22 protein-coding genes are annotated in these 17591 nt (G+C 60.7%); 21 read left to right on the top strand and 1 reads right to left on the bottom strand.

Translation table 11 applies throughout. The features are described from left to right. Positions 1–3: 3 nt before the first annotated feature. The 9 genes from FHX10_RS16830 (at position 4) to FHX10_RS16870 (ending at position 7862) form a co-directional block, all read left to right on the top strand. Positions 4–516, top strand: a complete 513-nt coding sequence (locus FHX10_RS16830) for a hypothetical protein (protein ID WP_184389811.1) — start codon at positions 4–6, stop codon at positions 514–516. Positions 517–532: 16 nt separating this feature from the next. Then, on the top strand, positions 533–916 hold the full coding sequence (locus tag FHX10_RS16835; protein ID WP_184389814.1) for a hypothetical protein: 384 nt from the start codon (positions 533–535) through the stop codon (positions 914–916). A 47-nt stretch (positions 917–963) separates the two neighbouring features. After that, complete coding sequence (locus tag FHX10_RS16840) at positions 964–1689, top strand: LIC_12616 family protein (RefSeq protein WP_184389816.1); 726 nt, start codon at positions 964–966, stop codon at positions 1687–1689. A 31-nt stretch (positions 1690–1720) separates the two neighbouring features. Next, positions 1721–3682 carry a DUF3383 family protein gene (locus FHX10_RS16845; protein ID WP_184389818.1) on the top strand — a complete coding sequence of 654 codons (1962 nt, stop codon included), beginning with the start codon at positions 1721–1723 and terminating at the stop codon, positions 3680–3682. A gap of 30 nt (positions 3683–3712) precedes the next feature. Next, positions 3713–4144 (top strand): phage tail fiber protein, encoded by a 432-nt coding sequence (locus tag FHX10_RS16850; RefSeq protein ID WP_184389821.1) that lies wholly within the window; start codon positions 3713–3715, stop codon positions 4142–4144. An 11-nt stretch (positions 4145–4155) separates the two neighbouring features. Then, complete coding sequence (locus tag FHX10_RS16855; protein WP_184389823.1) at positions 4156–4668, top strand: hypothetical protein; 513 nt, start codon at positions 4156–4158, stop codon at positions 4666–4668. Positions 4669–4786: 118 nt separating this feature from the next. Next, positions 4787–6907 (top strand): phage tail tip lysozyme, encoded by a 2121-nt coding sequence (locus FHX10_RS16860; protein WP_184389826.1) that lies wholly within the window; start codon positions 4787–4789, stop codon positions 6905–6907. Further along, positions 6907–7548 carry a hypothetical protein gene (locus FHX10_RS16865; protein WP_184389828.1) on the top strand — a complete coding sequence of 214 codons (642 nt, stop codon included), beginning with the start codon at positions 6907–6909 and terminating at the stop codon, positions 7546–7548. Before FHX10_RS16860 ends, FHX10_RS16865 begins: the two co-directional genes overlap by 1 nt. Before the next feature lie 2 nt (positions 7549–7550). Continuing rightward, positions 7551–7862 (top strand): phage baseplate plug protein, encoded by a 312-nt coding sequence (locus tag FHX10_RS16870; protein ID WP_184389830.1) that lies wholly within the window; start codon positions 7551–7553, stop codon positions 7860–7862. Positions 7863–7865: 3 nt separating this feature from the next. On the opposite strand, the gene FHX10_RS16875 is transcribed toward FHX10_RS16870, so the two are convergent. Continuing rightward, positions 7866–8276 (bottom strand): hypothetical protein, encoded by a 411-nt coding sequence (locus FHX10_RS16875; RefSeq protein WP_184389832.1) that lies wholly within the window; start codon positions 8274–8276, stop codon positions 7866–7868. 30 nt (positions 8277–8306) lie between these two features. Here FHX10_RS16875 and FHX10_RS16880 point away from each other — a divergent pair, with 30 nt between their 5' ends. The 12 genes from FHX10_RS16880 to FHX10_RS16935 all read left to right on the top strand — a co-directional run bounded on the left by FHX10_RS16880 (position 8307) and on the right by FHX10_RS16935 (position 17585). Next, positions 8307–9170: a baseplate hub protein gene (locus FHX10_RS16880; protein ID WP_184389834.1), complete on the top strand. Its 864-nt coding sequence runs from the start codon at positions 8307–8309 to the stop codon at positions 9168–9170. Then, a complete protein-coding gene (locus tag FHX10_RS16885; protein ID WP_184389836.1) occupies positions 9167–9826 on the top strand; it encodes a Gp138 family membrane-puncturing spike protein in 660 nt (219 codons plus the stop codon). Before FHX10_RS16880 ends, FHX10_RS16885 begins: the two co-directional genes overlap by 4 nt. 3 nt (positions 9827–9829) lie before the next feature. Continuing rightward, on the top strand, positions 9830–10183 hold the full coding sequence (locus FHX10_RS16890; RefSeq protein ID WP_184389839.1) for a hypothetical protein: 354 nt from the start codon (positions 9830–9832) through the stop codon (positions 10181–10183). Positions 10184–10255: 72 nt separating this feature from the next. Continuing rightward, positions 10256–11620 carry a baseplate J/gp47 family protein gene (locus FHX10_RS16895; protein ID WP_312862863.1) on the top strand — a complete coding sequence of 455 codons (1365 nt, stop codon included), beginning with the start codon at positions 10256–10258 and terminating at the stop codon, positions 11618–11620. Further along, positions 11620–12369: a DUF2612 domain-containing protein gene (locus FHX10_RS16900; RefSeq protein ID WP_184389844.1), complete on the top strand. Its 750-nt coding sequence runs from the start codon at positions 11620–11622 to the stop codon at positions 12367–12369. Before FHX10_RS16895 ends, FHX10_RS16900 begins: the two co-directional genes overlap by 1 nt. A gap of 17 nt (positions 12370–12386) precedes the next feature. Further along, positions 12387–13520, top strand: a complete 1134-nt coding sequence (locus FHX10_RS16905) for a hypothetical protein (protein ID WP_184389847.1) — start codon at positions 12387–12389, stop codon at positions 13518–13520. Between the two features lie 25 nt (positions 13521–13545). Next, positions 13546–15300 carry a hypothetical protein gene (locus tag FHX10_RS16910; RefSeq protein ID WP_184389849.1) on the top strand — a complete coding sequence of 585 codons (1755 nt, stop codon included), beginning with the start codon at positions 13546–13548 and terminating at the stop codon, positions 15298–15300. Between the two features lie 9 nt (positions 15301–15309). Further along, a complete protein-coding gene (locus FHX10_RS16915) occupies positions 15310–15798 on the top strand; it encodes a hypothetical protein (RefSeq protein ID WP_184390023.1) in 489 nt (162 codons plus the stop codon). A gap of 67 nt (positions 15799–15865) precedes the next feature. Beyond that, entirely contained in the window at positions 15866–16390 is a 525-nt protein-coding gene (locus FHX10_RS16920) for an N-acetylmuramoyl-L-alanine amidase (protein ID WP_184389850.1), read from the top strand. Positions 16391–16439: 49 nt separating this feature from the next. Next, positions 16440–16829 carry a hypothetical protein gene (locus FHX10_RS16925; RefSeq protein ID WP_184389852.1) on the top strand — a complete coding sequence of 130 codons (390 nt, stop codon included), beginning with the start codon at positions 16440–16442 and terminating at the stop codon, positions 16827–16829. A gap of 16 nt (positions 16830–16845) precedes the next feature. Further along, a complete protein-coding gene (locus tag FHX10_RS16930; protein WP_184389855.1) occupies positions 16846–17226 on the top strand; it encodes a hypothetical protein in 381 nt (126 codons plus the stop codon). Positions 17227–17231: 5 nt separating this feature from the next. Further along, the gene (locus FHX10_RS16935; protein ID WP_184389857.1) at positions 17232–17585 is read left to right on the top strand and encodes a hypothetical protein; all 354 of its coding nucleotides are present in this window, start codon (positions 17232–17234) and stop codon (positions 17583–17585) included. Positions 17586–17591: the final 6 nt, after the last annotated feature.

Below are 17591 nucleotides of genomic sequence, written 5' to 3' on the forward strand. Positions count from 1 at the left end.
CAAATGAAACTGAGATATGTTGTCGCGGCGATCCTCCTTACAGGGATCACGACCGTTTGGGCTCAGACGGCCGTTATCACCGGGAACGAGTTCCAGACGGCAACGCCTGGGAAAACCGTCTCCGGCGTCGTCACCATGTGCATCAACGGCAGCAACCAGGCGATCCCATGCCCGACCGGCGGCTCTACATCCGTCACGCAAGGGACGGACCCGTGGAATGTCGCCTATAACGTTCCATCCGTTGCGAAGACGGTATCAGGCTGCACCGTAGCGGCGACTTCCGGCGCTTGCCTGGGGGCAAACCCACGTGCGTGGGTGATGGTGCAGAACACATCCGCATCGGCGACCGTCGCATGCTCATGGGTTGGTGCCGCTACGCTCAACGGCACGACATCGTTCATGCTGGCCGCGGGACAAATCGCATCGTGGGGACCGACGACCGGCGGGGCACCCAATCAGGCGCTCAACTGCATCGCTTCGGCTGGATCGACGCCGTTGTATGTGGAGCAAAATTGACGAGGCGGGTATCCTCATGAACCTTCACGGCATCGTTGCCCCGATCATCGGCGCGGTAAACCCGAATGTGCCGTGCACGCTGAAGATCAGCACCGGCTACACCACCAATCCGGACGGGTCGCGTGTCCCGACCTATACCACGACCACCGGGACGGCTCAGGTGCAGGCGCTGACCTATCTGGATCTTAAGCAGGTCGACGGCCTCAATATCAACGGCGCGGCCCGCGGCATCTACTTCTACGGCGATATCGTCGGTGTGCTCCGCGCGAGGAACAAGGGCGGCGACATCGTCACCCTGACCGATGGCCCGAATGCCGGCGACTGGCTGATTGTCCATGTCCTGGAGACGTGGCCGGATTGGTCGAAAGCGGCTTGCGTTCTTCAAGCGCCCAACACCTGAGGAAACCACATGTTCGCTCAACAGTTCGCCGCCCTTGAGGTGGCAGGGTGAGCTTCGTCCCTGATGTAACGCAGTCGGCTATCTTCACGGTCCTGCGTTCGTTCCTGCTGACGATCCTGCCTTCGGGCATAGAAGTGATCCAGACGCAGGAGAACCGCGTTCCTGAGCCTTCTGTGCCCGACTTCGTGACAATGACGGCTATCATCCGGCGCCGGCTGTCGACCAACATCGACACTTTCACCGATGTCTCGTTCACCGCGGATATCACCGGCACCACGATGACGGTCACCGTCGTCGAATTCGGGACGATCGCCGTCGGCCAGATCGTATTCGGTGTCGGCGTTGCGGCCCTGACGCGCATCACCGCGCTCGGGACTGGGACTGGCGGCATCGGCACCTATACGGTCTCGGCAACGCAGACGGTCCCGTCCCGCAAGATGGCGTCTGGGACCGAGAGCATCATGCAGCCGACACAGGTCAGCGTGCAACTCGATGTCTATGGGCCGGCCAGCGCTGAGAACGTGCAGACGATCTCGACCCTGTTTCGCGATGCATACGCGGTCGATGCCTTCGCGGGCTCGGGCGTGACGCCGCTCTATGTCGGCGATCCCCGGCTGTTGCCGTTCGAAAACGAAAACCAGCAAGTCGAAAACCGCTGGTCAATCGATGCCCAGATGCAGGTCAACCCGGTCATCGCCGGCATCCCGCAGCAGTTCGCAGACGAGCTCGATATCACCGTCATCGATGTTCAGGCCGCTTACCCGGTCAACTGATCCTCTGAAACACCCTCGAAAGGAATGGTAGATGGCTACGATCCCAGCCTCGCTACTCGTGAACGTATTGCCGAACGTTCTCAATGCCGGCGGCAATGCGCTGGTCCTCAACGGCCTCGTTTTGACGCAGAACACCCGCGTCCCGGCCGGCCAGATCCTGTCGTTCCCGAATGATGGCGTATCCATCTCGGATTACTTCGGCCCGTCGGCCGCTGAGGTCGAGATCGCGGACGTCTATTTCAACGGCTTCAACGGCTCGACGCAGAAGCCCTCGGACATCCTGTTCACGCAGTATAACGCCGCATCAGTCGCGGCCTATCTGCGCGGCGGCCCGGTGAGCCAGTTGACGATTCCTCAGTTGCAGGGCCTCAGCGGCTCCCTGACCATCGTGGTGGACGGCTACACCTATACCGCGGCCAGCGTGAACCTTGCGGCGGCAACGAGCTATTCCGCTGCGGCAGCGCTGATCAAGACCGCGCTGAACACGACACTGCCGACGGCGGCTTCGGTCACCGGCTCGATCGCCCCCGGTACCGCTTCGGTCACAGCATCGATCTCGGGCAACGTGATGTACGTCACGGCCGTCTCCTCCGGAACGCTGGTGCCAGGCGCCATCATCGCCGGTACCGGCGTGACGGCAGGAACCCAGATCGACGCGCAGTTGTCCGGAACAACCGGCGGCGTGGGCACTTATGCGGTATCCGCCACCCAGGTCGTGCCGAGCGAGACGATCACCGCATCCTACGGCACGCTCACCGTCACGGCCGTTTCCACCGGCACGCTCTCGATCGGCCAGACCGTCACCGGCGGCACGACGGCGGCCGGCACGATCATTACCGGACTCGGCACGGGCACCGGCTTGACCGGGACCTATTACGTCAACCTGACGCAGACCGTTGTCAGCGGCGCGCTGACGACCAAGGGCACGGCGCTCGACGTCTCCTTCGACTCGGTCTCCGGCGGCTTCGTCGTCACGTCCGGCATCCGTGGTTCGGCATCGTCGATCGCCTTCGCCACCGGCACCATTGCCGCCCCGATCTATCTCACCCAGGCTCAGGGCGCGGTCCTGTCTCAGGGTGCGGTCGCATCGACGCCCTCGGCATTCATGACCGATATCACCCAGATCAGCCAGAACTGGGCGACGTTCATGACCATCTTCGATCCGGACAGCGGCTCGGGCAGCGAACAGAAGCAGGAATTCGCCGACTGGACCAATGACCAGAACAAGCGCTGGTGCTATGTCGCTTGGGACGCTGATGTCACACCGACGCTCAGCAACAACGCGACCTCGAGCTTCGGCAACATCGTCAGGACGGCGGAGTTCAATGGCACGTGCCCAGTCTATGATCCAACGAACGGCCCGCTGATCGCGGCCTTCGTCTGCGGCACGGCGGCCTCGATCAACTTCGAAGCCACGAACGGCCGCATCACCTTCGCCTTCAGAGGCCAGGATGGGCTGACGGCCGGCGTCACCAACGCGACAGTCTATGAAAACCTCGTGGCGAACGGGTATAACTGCTACGCCGCCTTCGCGACGGCCAATCAGTCGTTCGTCGAGTTCCAGCCCGGTCTGGTCTCCGGCGAGTTCCAGTGGCTCGACAGCTATATCAACCAGATCCAGCTGAACAATGCCCTGCAACTGGCGCTGATGGAGCTCCTTCAGAACGTCAATTCGGTTCCGTACAACACGGCGGGCTATGCGCTGATCAAAGCGGCCTGTGCCGACCCGATCAATGCCGGCCTGAACTTCGGTTCGATCCGCGCTGGCGTGACGCTTTCTTCCCTCCAAGCAGCTCAGATCAACACGGCTGCCGGAACCACGGCGAGCAACAACAAGGCGAGCGACACGCTCTATCTGCAGGGCTGGTATCTTCAGGTCGTTGATGCCTCTCCGCAGGTCCGGCAGGCACGCCAGTCGCCGCCGTGCAATTTCTGGTACATGGACGGCCAAAGCGTGCAGAAGATCGTCCTGAACAGCGTCCTCGTCCAGTAAACCCACCTCGGAAATTTAGGAGATCATCACATGGCATCGCTCACTGCGGCGAATGCGGTCATCACGCTTACCGTTCCGGGGCTGTTCAACACGCCGGTCCAGTTGCAGGGATTTTCCGCGCAAAACATCTACGAAATGCAGGCCGTCGAGATCAACCAGACCCTGATGGGTGTGGATGGCAAACTCTCGGCCGGCTTCGTCTTCAATGCCGTCAGCCAGACGTTCACGCTCCAGGCGGACTCTGCATCGAACCAGATCTTCGAAATCTGGGCGTCCACGATGCGGACCAATCGCGACACGCTGCGCTGCAACGGCGAGACGCTGCTGACCTCTGTCAATCGCTCGTATGTCTGCAACAATGGCGCCCTGACCAGCTATCCGCCGGCACCGGCCGCCGGGCAGATCCTGCAACCCCGGAGCTACATCATCGTCTGGGAAAGCATCGTCGCTAACCCGGTTTGAGGAGATAGAGCGTGGCTCGTAAAGAACTGGATATCACGATCACCGACGAGGGTCGTGACAAGGGCAAGACGTTCCATATCCGCGAGATGCCTGCGGCCCAGGCTGAGAAGTGGGCGATCCGTGTCATCAGCCTGGCGGCCAAGGCCGGCGTCGATATCGGCACGATCGACCCGCAGATGGGCATGGCCGGTATCGCTCTTATGGGGTTCAATGCCCTGATGGCAGCGAACTTCGAGGATATAGAGCCGCTCCTCGACGACATGATGGGCTGCATCAGCATCAAGCCGGATGCCGGCAACCCCTCGATCATGCGTCCGATCATCCAGGACGACGACATCGAGGAGATCGGCACGCGCTTCAGGCTGCGGCGGGAGGTCGTGCTTCTGCATGTGGGTTTTTCGCAGACCGCCGCCCCATCGAACACGACTTCATCGGGACCGGCGCCAGCATCCAGCTCCTCGAATACCCCAACCTTCCCCGAACCATCGGTGCGGTTCTCTCGATCGCAAAAGACAAAACGGTAGCCCTCAGGGACTTGAGCGAGTTCCTTTCGGTTGAGGATCTGTACGACATCCTCGAGGTGGCGACGGTCGACTCCCATAATTCCAACCTGTTGCGCGAAGCAGCCAAACGAAAGGGTTCATGATGGCAACCGTCGTCGACTCCCTTATCGTGACGCTCGGGCTCGACCCGACGCAGTTCAACAAGGGGCAGAAGGAGGCAGCCAACGCCTTCCTCAAGACCAGGGAAGAGGCCGAAAAGTCCGGCAAGGCGATCGAGACGTCCGCCAAGAAGACGGCGGACGCCATCACCAAGGTCACGCGCGAGGTTCTGAGCCTCTATGCCGTGTTCCTCGGGGCTCGCGGCATCAAGGAATTCGTCGGCCAACTCACCACGGCCGATGCCGCACTGGGCCGGTTCTCGCACAACCTGAACACCTCGCCGCAGACCCTGTCAGCATGGGGCGCGGCTGCGGAGCGCATGGGCGGTTCGGCCGATGCGACGGCGGCAACATTCGAGCGGATCGGCAAGGCGCTTTACGATCTGCATCGCAATGGCCAGATGCTGCCGCGCGAGTTCTCGCAGTTGCAGGCGCTGACCGGTCGCCGCATCGACACTGATCACGGCGTCGACCGGTTCCTCCGCGATACCGCGGCGGCGCTGAAGGCAATGAATGCCATCGACCCGGCTCAGGCGCATTTCCTCGCCCAGGGCATGGGCATCGACGATTCAACCGCCAACGTCATGATCAAATATGGCGATGCGATCGGTGCCTACGTCGACGAGCTCAAGAAGCTGTCGCCATCGAACGACGCCATCAAAGCGGCACAGCAGCTTCAGGAACAATGGAAGACGCTGCAGCAGACCGCTGTGTCGCTCGCCAACACCGTCCTCTCGACGCTCGGGCCGGAACTGTCGAAGCTGCTGAAGCAGATGACGGACTGGATCACCGCCAATCAGGATTGGTTGAAGAGCGGCATCGTCAAGGCCGTCGGTGACTTCGCCGATTATCTGAAGAGCGTCGACTGGAACGCAATCGGCCAGGGCCTGAAGGCGTTCGGGGATGAGGCATCGAAGGTCGCTGAAGCGATCGGCGGCATCACCACGGCGACGGAACTGCTGTTCGGACTGTGGGCAGGAAGCAAGGCGCTGGGCGTTATTGCAAACCTCAGGGCGGCCACTGGCGGTGGAGCGGCCGCATCTGGTGCAGGCGCTGGTCTACTGTCACTGTTTGGCAAGGCTTTTGCCGTAGCCGGCGCCGCATATATGCTGACTGACGGAGCACCAGGTCCGAGCCAAGACAAGATAAATGCCGCCGATAAGGACGCATGGTATCGGCGGGGTGCGCCGATGAATTCGTCCGGGAGTCCGGATGATCGCGATGCTGACAGAATTGGTCGTGAAGGCAGCCTGAACGATTTCCTGAACGGCACCGTCGATGGTCGCCCCGTGTCGAAAGCCAACCCTCTGCCCGTCACGATATCCGACAGGCCGTCAGGCGGTGGCGGGTTCTGGAGCAGCGTCGGCAACGCCGTGAAGTCATGGTTCGGCGGCGGTGGCGGCGCAAGTACCAATGATTCAACGTCGCCATTGGCGCCTACAGGCGCATCTGCCGGGGAACGGGGATGGTGGACCAAAGAGCGCCAGCAGCACGCCTATGAACGGCTGACGAAAGAGGCTGGCCTTTCCGATCAGGGGGCCAAGGCTCTTATCTCGCGCTGGATTAATGTCGAAGCGAGCGGCGGCCCTTCGTCCGTCAACTCCATCGGTGCCACCGGGATCGCGCAGATGCTCGGGTCTCGCAAGAAGCGCCTCATGCAAATGTCGGCCGAGAAGGGCATTTCGTGGAAGGACTACGACCTCCAACTCAGCCACATCATCGAGGAGTTGCAGGGAAGCGAGATCAAGGCCGGTCGGCGGCTTCGTAACGCCAAGACGGCGGAAGATGGGGCGGTCGGTGCCAGCATGTTCGAGCGTGCCGAGGGCTATAACGCTCTCACCGGCCGGGACAATTTCACCGGTCGAACGATGGGCGGCATGCGCGGAATCGACAAGTATGTCAGTTCGGTCCTGGCCGGGTCGGCATTGTCGAGCATACAGAACGACCACAGCGTGACAACGTCGAGCAACTCAAACTCTATGCACATCAATCAGTTGAACGTGAACACTCAAGCGACCGACTCGAAGGGCATAGCCGCGTCGATCACCGATAGCCTGTTCCGCTCGACGCTGGCGGCAACGGCAAACTCAGGACCTCAATAATGGCATTCCCGGTCAACGTTCCCAATGTTCCGGGGGTGCCGTCGGTCCTGTTTGCTTCCGGCGCGCGGCAGATCCTGAGCTATCTCACGTCCGATGCCTTGGGTATTTTCGGCGGCGCACTGCTCCAGCAGCCGTGGGGGATTTATCTCGGAGGTGCCCCGATCATCCTCTGCGACAACGTCGCCTCGTTCGATTATCGCCAGCAATGGTCGATTTCGGACTTTCCGGTCGAGCGCGGGGCATTCCAGAGTTATGACAAGGTCCAGATCCCCTTCGATGCCCGCTTCCGGTTCAGCGCCGGCGGCTCGGAGGCCAATCGACAGGCGTTTCTGGCATCGATCGCGGCAGTGGCCGGCGACCTGAACCTCTACACCGTGGTGACCCCTGACGCGATCTATCCGTCGGTCAATATCACCCACTACGATTACAGCCGGTCTGCCAACAATGGAGCGGGCCTAATCGTCGTGGATGTCTGGACGCTTGAGGTGCGCGAGACCGTCGGGGCGGCCATGTCCGCGACACAGAGCCCGACATCGGCGTCACAGGTGAATGGCGGCACGGTTCAGGCAACAAGCGCCAGCTCCTTGCAGGAAGCCAAGGCGGGTTCCATCAGATCATCGGGCGGGAGGCTGGCGGCGTAGCGATGCAGATTATCCCGCTTCAGGCAATCCCGAACCAGGCCGTCACCGTCACGCTCAATGAGCAGGTCTGCCAGATCAACGTCTACCAGACCGTCGGCGGGCTCTTCGTTGATCTCTATGTCAGCGACGTGCTGATCATCGGCGGGGTGATCGCGCAGACGAACAACCGGATCGTCCGATCGGCCTATCTCGACTTCCAGGGCGATCTAGCCTTTGTCGATAACGAGGATGGCGATGAAGATCCGGTCTATACCGGATTGGATGGACGCTTCAGTCTCGCCTATCTGACGCCTGAGGAATTGGCCGAAGGTTGATGATCAGGGGACGTTCTGCTCCAGCATATCGTCCGCGATCACGCGCAGATCGCCATAGCAGTGGTCTTCGGCGTATCCGGATGCTTGGCAAGAGTGAACATAGGTACCGACGAGGACGTCACAGCTCATGACCAGAGCGCCGACGGCATCGCCGCCAAGCATCTTGATCTGACGCAGCTTGTCCGGTTCCGACATGGCGTTGCCTCTGGTGCAGTTGGCAAACGAGATGGCGTTTTTCATCATGGTCTCGCTGGGCTCTGCGGCCTTGGCGTGGTCGATGCACGAGGCCACTACGAACAGGGCGCCGAAGGCGAACAGCGTGAACACGAACCGGGTGAACCTCGGAAAGAGGATCGCGATCAGCAGAATGAGAAAGGGCACAGCAATCATGGCGAGAATGTGCGCCCTTTCCATCGCTGCCGCAAGATGAGCGGAGCGCGCTGAATGGCATTTTCGCAAAAACTAATTAACGTCCAATTCAATCTGGCGAACGGATCGTTCGGGAGCGGCAAGAACAACACGGCGACTATCACTGGCGCCAGGGTATCCTGCCACATCACCAACACCGGCGGTGCGTCGAACAGCAACATGGAAATGGCCATCTTTGGCCTGCCGCTGTCGATGATGAACCAGTTGAGCACGGTCGGCACGCAAGCCTACAAGATGTACAAGAACTCGGTAACGGTCGAGGCCGGTGACGCGTGCGGCATGACGCTGGTCTTCGGCGGCGAGATCTTTTCGGCCTTCGTCGATGCACAGGCTATGCCGCAGGTCTGTTTCCGGGTCATGGCGGCGCCGGGTGCCTTCGAGGCGATCAAGCCCGCCACGCCGCTGAGCATCAGGGGTTCGGCCGATGTCGCCGGCATGATGCAGGGGCTCGCATCGCAAATGGGATACGGCTTCGAAAACGCCGGGGTCAATCTGAAGCTTGCCAACCCCTATTACGCCGGGACGGCATGGAAGCAGGCGATCACCATCGCCAAGCATGCCGGCATTGACATGATCGTCGACCGCAACGTCATGGCGATCGTGCCCCCCGATAAGGCGAGGGAAGGCGAGGCGGTACTGATGTCGCCGCAGACGGGAATGATCGGCTATCCAGCTTTCAACCAGGCGAATGTGCTGATCCGCGCCCTGTTCAATCCATCCGTCAAATATCTGGGCGCGATCGAGGTGAAAAGCGACCTGACCCCGGCAAACGGAAAATGGAAGGTCAACCGGCTGGAATATCACCTGGAATCGATGATCCCGAACGGCCGCTGGGAGATGATGATGGAAGCGGTTCAGATAGGTCCGACGACGCCATGACGGAAGGATTTTTCGGCCAGCGCGGCATAACCGATGGTAACGATCTCTACAACACCATCCGGTTCATGATCCAGCAGGAGCTGCGGGAGACAAGGACGGCGGTTCCGGTCAAGATCGTCGGAGTCCATGGTGGCGGGGTAGGGGCGGCGCCGACGGTCGACGTGCAGCCCATGGTCACCCAGATCGACGGGCAGGGGAACCAGACCCCGCACGGTGTCATCTATGGGTTGCCGGTGTCGCGCAATCAGGGCGGAAACGCTGCGGTCATCAATGACCCGGTTGTCGGCGACGTCGGCCATATCGTCATCAGCGATCGGGATACCTCGGCGCTGCGCTCCAACGACGGCGCGCAGTCCAACCCGGGGTCGTTCCGGCACCATAATCTGGCCGACGGCGTCTATCACGGGGCGATGCTCAACCCGGCCACGCCGAACCGCTATATCAATTTCAACGGTCCTGGTATCTCGATCGCCGATGAATTTGGCAACACCATCGTCACGAGCTCGGCCGGGATCACGTTGAACGGCGTTCTGATCGACAGGAATGGGAATATCGGGACACCGGGCGGGGTCACCGCCGGCGTCGGAACTTCTGACAGCGTGACGCTGCAGCACCATCGACATGCAGGCGGTCCGCCGCCAGATCCGGGGACGTAAGACATGGCTTCAACGCTTTTGCTCGATACCGTTTCATGGGATCTGACAGTCGACATCGCCGGCAATATCGCCGTTGCGACGGAGCCCTATGCCCAGGCTCAGGACGCTGCGAGCGCGATCAGGACATTCGAGGCCGAAGTCTATTACGACACGACGCTCGGGATTCCGTACTTCTCGCAGATCCTCGGCTATGCGCCGCCGATCTCGCTGATGAAGGCCTATTTCAATTCCGAGGCACTTTCGGTGCCGGGGGTGGAAAAGGCCCAGTCCTTCATCATCTCGTGGTCCGATCGCACGGTCAGCGGCCAGGTCCAGATCCAAAACGACAGCGGCGAAGTGTCCGCGGCAGGGTTCTAAAACAATATGGCAACCTCGGTACCAACTCCGACCTTCGGGCCGAACGGGTTCCTCATCCCGTCGGCGACAGAGGTGCTGACAGGCGTCACGGAAGACATAAATGGCGCGTTCGGCGGCGCCTTGAACCCGGCGTTGAATACGCCGCAGGGACAGTTGGCCTCGAGCGAGGCGGCGGTCGTCGACAACGTCAACCAGACGTTCCTGTTTCTGACCCAGCAGTTCGACCCCGCCTATGCCGAGGGCCGCTATCAGGACGCGCTGGCGCGGATCTATTTTATCGAGCGCAATCCTGCCCAGCCGACAGTGGTGCAGGCACTGTGCACCGGCCTTGAAGGCGTTTCCATCCCGGTCGGAGCGCTGGCGATTGCCGAGGACGGCAACCAGTATATGTGCACCGAGGCCGGCACCATCCCGGCGACCGGCAACATCACGCTCACCTTCGAGTGCGCGGTTCCTGGCCCGATCCCGTGCGCCGAGGGAACGCTGAACCAGATCTATCGCAGCATTCCCGGCTGGGACGCCATCACCAATCCCGCTGATGGGGTGCTGGGCAACAATGTCGAAAGCCGGGCCGCCTTCGAGGCACGGCGCGCCGCTTCGGTGGCGCTGAACTCGATCGGCTCGCTTCCATCCGTGCTGGGTGCCGTCCTGGACGTGGAAAATGTCATTGATGCCTTCGTGACAGAGAACGACACCAACGCTCCGCAAACCATCGGCGGCGTCTCGCTCTATCCTAATTCCCTTTATGTCGCAGTGGTCGGGGGCGCGGCTGAGGACGTGGCAAAAGCCATATGGTCCAAAAAAGCCCCAGGATGCGCGTACAATGGCAACACGACGGTGACGGTGTACGACACCAGCGAGGGCTACGTCCCGCCGTATCCGGCCTATTCTGTGTCATTTGAGATACCCGACGCGCTGCCAATCCTCTTCGCGGTCGAAATTGTCAATTCGACACTGGTCCCGGCCGATGCCGCCACGCAGATCCAGAACGCCATCATCAGCGCATTCGCCGGCGGCGATGGCGGCCCGCGCGCGAAGATTGGCGGCACATTGCTGGCAAGCCGGTTCTATGCCCCCGTTGCCGCTCTAGGGTCATGGGCGCAAATTGTCTCGATCAAGATCGGTTCGGTGAACAACGCTTCGGCAGCATTCACCGGGGCTATTGCAGGAACGACGCTGACGGTTTCCGCGATTGCCTCGGGAACACTGGCCGTAGGGCAGACGATCTCCGATACGACCGGCAACCTTTCGGTCGGAACGACGATCACGGCGCTCGGCACCGGCAGTGGCGGCACCGGGACCTACACCGTCTCCGAAAGCCAGACAGTGGGGTCAGAACCCATGAAGTCGGCCACCGCCAATCTTTTTGAAATCGCCGTCCGTATCGATCAGGTGCCGACGGTATCCGCCAACAACATCGTAGTGACGTTGAGCTAATGGTCGACACAGGACCGCCTTATCCTCGCCCCCCGGCTGGTATCCCGAACGGCATTGGCCAGTTCGAGATCGGTGTCAGCCCGATTGGGACGCAGCCTGGGTTTGATGTCTGGCAGACGGTGATTTCGCAATATGCGAATTCGCCGATCCTGACGACGCTGATCCTGAACATCGACGCCTATCTCGACCAGACCGTCAACCTCGACACGTTCTATGATTACATCATGAACGTCGCGACCGCCGAAGGATATGGCCTTGACGTCTGGGGCCGCATCGTAGGTGTAAATCGCATTCTCCAGGTGCAGGACGTATTCTGGTTCGGCTTCGATGAAGCAACGCCAGGGGCTTACACGTTCGGGCAGGGGTCGTTCTACAGCGGGGCGCCTCTGACCAGCAACTATCGTCTGTCGGACGAGGCATACCGCACCCTGATCTACGCCAAGGCGGCGGCAAACATCACCGATGGATCGATCCCGGCCATCAACCGCATCCTCATGACGCTCTTTCCTCACCGTGGAAATTGCTATGTCGCTGAAGGAGCTCAATCCGGCGATTGGTTCGGATTTGCGGAATCGGTAAACGCTCAGGGCTTCAATCAGGCCGCGTTCTATAGCGGCGCGACGATAGCCACCATGACCATGTCATATGTCTTCGAGTTCCAGCTTTCGCCAGTGGAGCTCGCCATAGTCCAGAATTCCGGTGCCCTGCCGAAGCCGACCGGCGTCGCGGCGTCCGTCGTCATCCTCTAAAATCAAGGATCACCTCTATGAAAGCATCCGATATCCCATCGGAGACTTTTCCGATTCCGTTCGCAGACAGCGCCGGGGGCGGTTATATCCGTCAGGTTCCCGTCGCATCGCAGATCGGGATAACCAATGGCGCAGCGTCTCTGACGGACGGATTCCCGCCGCTCAACTTCCTCCCGGTCGGCTCCGGCGGTGTCCCTCCATTCGGACAGGACATGAACGGGATCCTCAACCAGGTCACGCAATGGACGCGTTGGCAGAATGCCGGCGGCCTGGCGCAATACGATTCCGCGTTCTCGACCGCGATCGGTGGTTATCCCAAGGGGACTTTGCTTGCCGGAACGGCCGCTGGCGTCGTCTACCTGAGCATCGTTGATGACAACACGAGCAATCCGAATTCCGCCGGTGCCGGATGGCTTGTCATCGGGACATCTTCCGCCATCCTCAACAACAGCTATACCTATGCCCCAGATACCGGGACGGCAACAGCTCTGGTCGCAACGCTTGCCCCAGCGCCGACCGCTTATGTCACGGGCATGGAATTCGTTGTCAAAACAGCGAATGCTGCCGTTGGTGCGGCGACGATCAATCTCAACGGTCTCGGTGTAAAGACCATCGTTGACCAATCCGGGTCGCCGATCATTCCTGGCTTTTGGCAGGCCGGCGATTTCCTGACCATGCTCTACGACGGCACATCCGTCAGAGTGATCGGCGGAAACACGATATCGGCGACACTGTTCTCTTCGACGAATGGAAATACCCAGTCGTTGGCAAACAATAATCCAACGACGGTGCTTTTCGCCACGGCGGGCGGATCGACCAGCTTCGGTACTTACACGACCTCTGTTTTCACGTTCACCCGCGCGGGTGTTTATGCCATCTCCGCCGCAATCGTGGAAGGTCTGACCTTTACCGGTTCTCCCGGCACATCCGGCATTCTCGAAACTCGAAAGAATGCCTCGGCCATCATCGGAAGCCACATAACAAGCCAATCGAATCAGGCGTCTCCGGTTTCTTTTCCGATGTCGAGCACCGTCATTGCATCTGTCGTGGCAGGAGACCTGATCACGATTGCGACGACCATCTCCGCTGCAACCGGCTTTACGGCTGCTTCGGCAACCTCGGTCTCTCTCTCCATCACGCCGATCTCCTGATCAGGATAAGAAGGCAACCATCATCATGATCAAATTTCTGGCCTCACTTCTTGCCGGGCTGGTTCTAAGCTCCTTGGCGTTTGCCCAATCGTCCCCCGGGCTGACCTATGGGCAGGTGCCGACCGCTGGGCAGTGGAACAGCTATTTCGCCGCCAAACAGGACGTCCTGGGCTTCACACCCCTGAACCAGGCCGGCGGCACGATGACCGGAAGGTTGCGTACCGCGCCCTCCACAGCGACACAGGCGGGGCTGCAGGTCCTCCCTGGCATCGCCCCGAACGTACCGACCAACGGCGACTTGTGGCTGACTGGGCTGGGGCTCTACTATCAGGCCGGTGGAACGACCTTCGGCCCGATCGGGGCCGGAACGATCGCCGGCCCGGGATCATCTGTTATCGGCGACATCGCCATCTTTTCGAATACCCTCGGCACCGCTCTTTCCGACAGCGGGAAGGCCCTACCTTCCGGGGCCATTGTCGGGACGACCGACACGCAGACTTTGACGAACAAGAGCATTTCTGCTTCGCAGGTCAATTCCGGCACGCTCGCCGCGGCGCAATTGCCGAATTCTGGCGTCGTGACGGGCGGCGTAATCACTGGGACGTACCCAGCGCTGACGATCGGGAGCAGCCAGGTTGCGAACTCGATGCTGGCCAACATGGCCACATTGACTGTCAAGAGCAACATGACCGGCGGATCTGCCGTTCCTGCCGACAATACGCTGACGTCGCTGTTCGATTCTCAACTCGGATCGACATGGGGATCGGTTGCCTACCGGGGGACCAGCGGCTGGACATCTCTCGCGCCGTCTGCTGGGAACTTTCTGCAATCGAACGGCGTCGGCGCAAATCCGTCATGGGCGTCGATCTCCTCGACCGGTATCATGGGACATCGCCTCACGATATCGACGGGCGTTCCCGTGCTCTCCGGTTCGGTGTCATCGGCCAACACGATCTACTCGACGCCCTATGAGAGCGATGTGCTGCTGCTCTGGAACGGTTCTCAGTTCCTGCCGACGCATTGCGCCGAAACTTCACAGTTGCTGAGTGACACCACCAAGTCGCCGGCAGCGGCCGTTGCCGCGTCCAACTACGATTTGTTCGCATGGAACGACAGCGGGACATGCCGCGTGACCCGCGGACCGGCGTGGACCAATGCTACGACCCGCTCCCTCGCGATCTCCAGAGCAAATGGCGGCATCCTCACCAATTCGACATCGATCACCAACGGGCCAGCCGCTGCGTTCGGCACGTACATGGGGACCATTCGAACCGATGCGGGGGCTGCGACGGTTTCGTTTCTTCCGACCGCGACGGCTGCGGCATGCGGCGTCACGAATCTGCCGATCTGGAATATGTACAACCGCGTTCCAATCCAAGCGGTAAATCTGGCAAGCGGTGCATCGCATACCTATACGTCCGCGACCATGCGGCAATATCTGAATAGCACCGCGTGTGCGGTCACTCTTGTCTCAGGTCTTGCCGAAGACAGTGTAACTGCCGTCATGGGCGCGCGTACCGGCATTGCCGCATCGAATGCCGGGCTGCTGATCGCGATAGGCCTCGACGTGACCGCATCGAATACATCGACGCTCGCCTTGACACAGACAGCGGCGGCTACCTTCACCAATTCCTGGGTGAACATGCTGTCGCTGAATTACAACCTTGGCCCGGTGATTGGCTATCATTCAATCAATGCGCTTGAGCAGGGCGACGGCACGAACGCAAACACGTTTGCCGATGCCAATTATTACAACCTGTCGGTCTCGACACGCTACTGAGGACGCACCATGCGCAAGTTTTTCAACGCATTCCTCGCCGTCACAGCACTCGTGTTGTGGGCATTGGTCGCTCAGCAGGTTTCCCCTGCCTTTGCGCAGTTCGTGGCGACGACATTCAACATCGCCAACCGCACCGATGTTTCCTTCGCGGCGGTCGGCGTCGTATCGCCGAATGTGGCTGGCAAGAATATGGCCTGGGACGTCGTCCCGGGCGAGGGGGCATTGCCCAACTCCGACAGCGGCTATGCGTGGCAGGATGTGTGCAACATCAATCCGATCACGCATCCGACTTCCGGCATTTTCTGCGCCCGAGAGGGCATCAAGGATAGTTGGGCAGAGTTTGGCTATGTCTACTACAACGGTGCCGCCATAGGCGGCATCCGATTTCGCATCGGCAGCCAGACCGTTGGCGAGGTAACGATCGACCCGTCCAACAACGACCCCGTCTGGACCATCAAAGGTCGGATCAAGGCCAGAGGCTTCGACACCATCCCCTGACGGTTCATCCTAAGCCGGGATGAACCATGCGTCCTGTCAGGGCGCTTTCCATTTGAGGAAAATTGCCATGAAATACCATCTTCCGCTGGACTGGCTCCAGCCGGTCAGAATGAGTCGTATCATCCTCCATTGGTCCGCGGGCGGCTGGAAAGCCTCGGATCTCGACAAGCAGCACTATCACATCATCGTCGAGAGTGATGGGAACGTCGTCCAGGGAAACCACACCATCGCCGACAACGTTGGCACGGCCGATGGCGACTATGCGGCTCACACCAAGAACTGCAACACCGGATCGATCGGCGTTTCGATGGCCTGCATGGCCGGCGCGATCGAGAGCCCGTTCAGCGCCGGCAAATTCCCGATGACGGAAACGCAGTGGAACCGGGCAATGGAGGTGATCGCGCACCTGGCGAACTTCTACGAGATCCCGGTGACGGACAAGACCATCCTCAGCCATGCCGAGGTTCAGAAAACCCTCGGGATACAGCAAAACGGAAAATGGGACGTCTCCCGCCTCCCATTCGATCCTAAGATCGTCGGCGCCAAGGCCTGCGGCGACAAGATGCGCGCCACTGTGCAAGGGCTGCTCTAGCGCAGCCACAGACCTATCCGGACCTCCACCCAATCAGAGGAAATTCGTCATGCGATCCATCGGTTTCGCCGCCGCAGCCCTGTGCCTCGCGCTCGGCTCATGCGCCAACATCAAGACGGCCTATAACGCCGTCACCACGTCCACCGTCCCGGCAAAGTCCGTCTATGTGGCGGTCAACGCCTTCAATGTCGTCGAGACGGCGGCCACGGGCTACATCACCTACTGCACGGCGAACCCGACGCCGGTCGGCTGCAATGACGAGGTCATTCAGGACCAGATCATCCCGACCATGGACAAGGGCATCACCGCGAAGAAGACGCTGGTGACCTTCCTGAAGGAGCACCCAGGCGCGCTGGGCGACAAGGGGCTCTATTCCAGCCTGGTGACGGCCACATCGACGCTCCGGACCCTCCTCGCATCCATCGACAAGCGCCAGTAACCGGAGATCGATAGCCATGGAAGCCCTCGTCCTTACCGTCCTGCAGCTCATCCAGAGCCTGCTTTCCCAGATCGGGTCGAACAACAACGCCGTCAACCAGATCATCGCGGCGCTGGTCCAGATCGTGCCGCTCGTGGTCAATCTCAGCACGCCGATCATCAATTCGGTGAAAGCGATCATCACGGCGCTGCAGAACAGCGGCGCCTTGACCGATGAGCAGATCGCCACGCTCGAGAGCCTGAGCGATGAGATCGACGCCGTCTATCAGACCGCCGTCGCCAATTATCTAGCTTCAAAAAAAAAGCTGATCCAGCCGACGGCGGCACCAGCCGTCTCGACGCCGGCAGCGCCGCCGGTGGCTTCGGTATCGCCACAGCCCCCAGTGACCTCGGAGTGACGCCGATGGCCGACACCAAGGAACAGGTCAAGACCCAGGTCGCCGCCGCTGTGGCGGCCACTGTGGCCAGACCAGACGTCAAAGCCGATCTCTCCGCAGTCCCGGCGATCGTCAACGCGCTCGGGCCAGTCATCGATGCTGTGATGCATTCGACGAACTCCGAGCCGTTCTATCAGTCCCGCGTCTTCTGGGGTTCCGTCATCGCGCTCGTCGCTGCGGTTCTCGGCGCATTCGGCATTGCCTTCCCAAGCGACATGCAGGGGCAGGTGCTGACCGCTGTGATGGCCGGATTCGCGTTGGTTGGGCCGCTCGTCGCGCTCTACGGCCGGTTCAAGGCGAAGAAGCCGATCGGCACGTGACCACGC

Source organism: Rhizobium sp. BK591, from assembly GCF_014195045.1.
In the GTDB taxonomy this organism is placed as follows: domain Bacteria; phylum Pseudomonadota; class Alphaproteobacteria; order Rhizobiales; family Rhizobiaceae; genus Rhizobium; species Rhizobium anhuiense.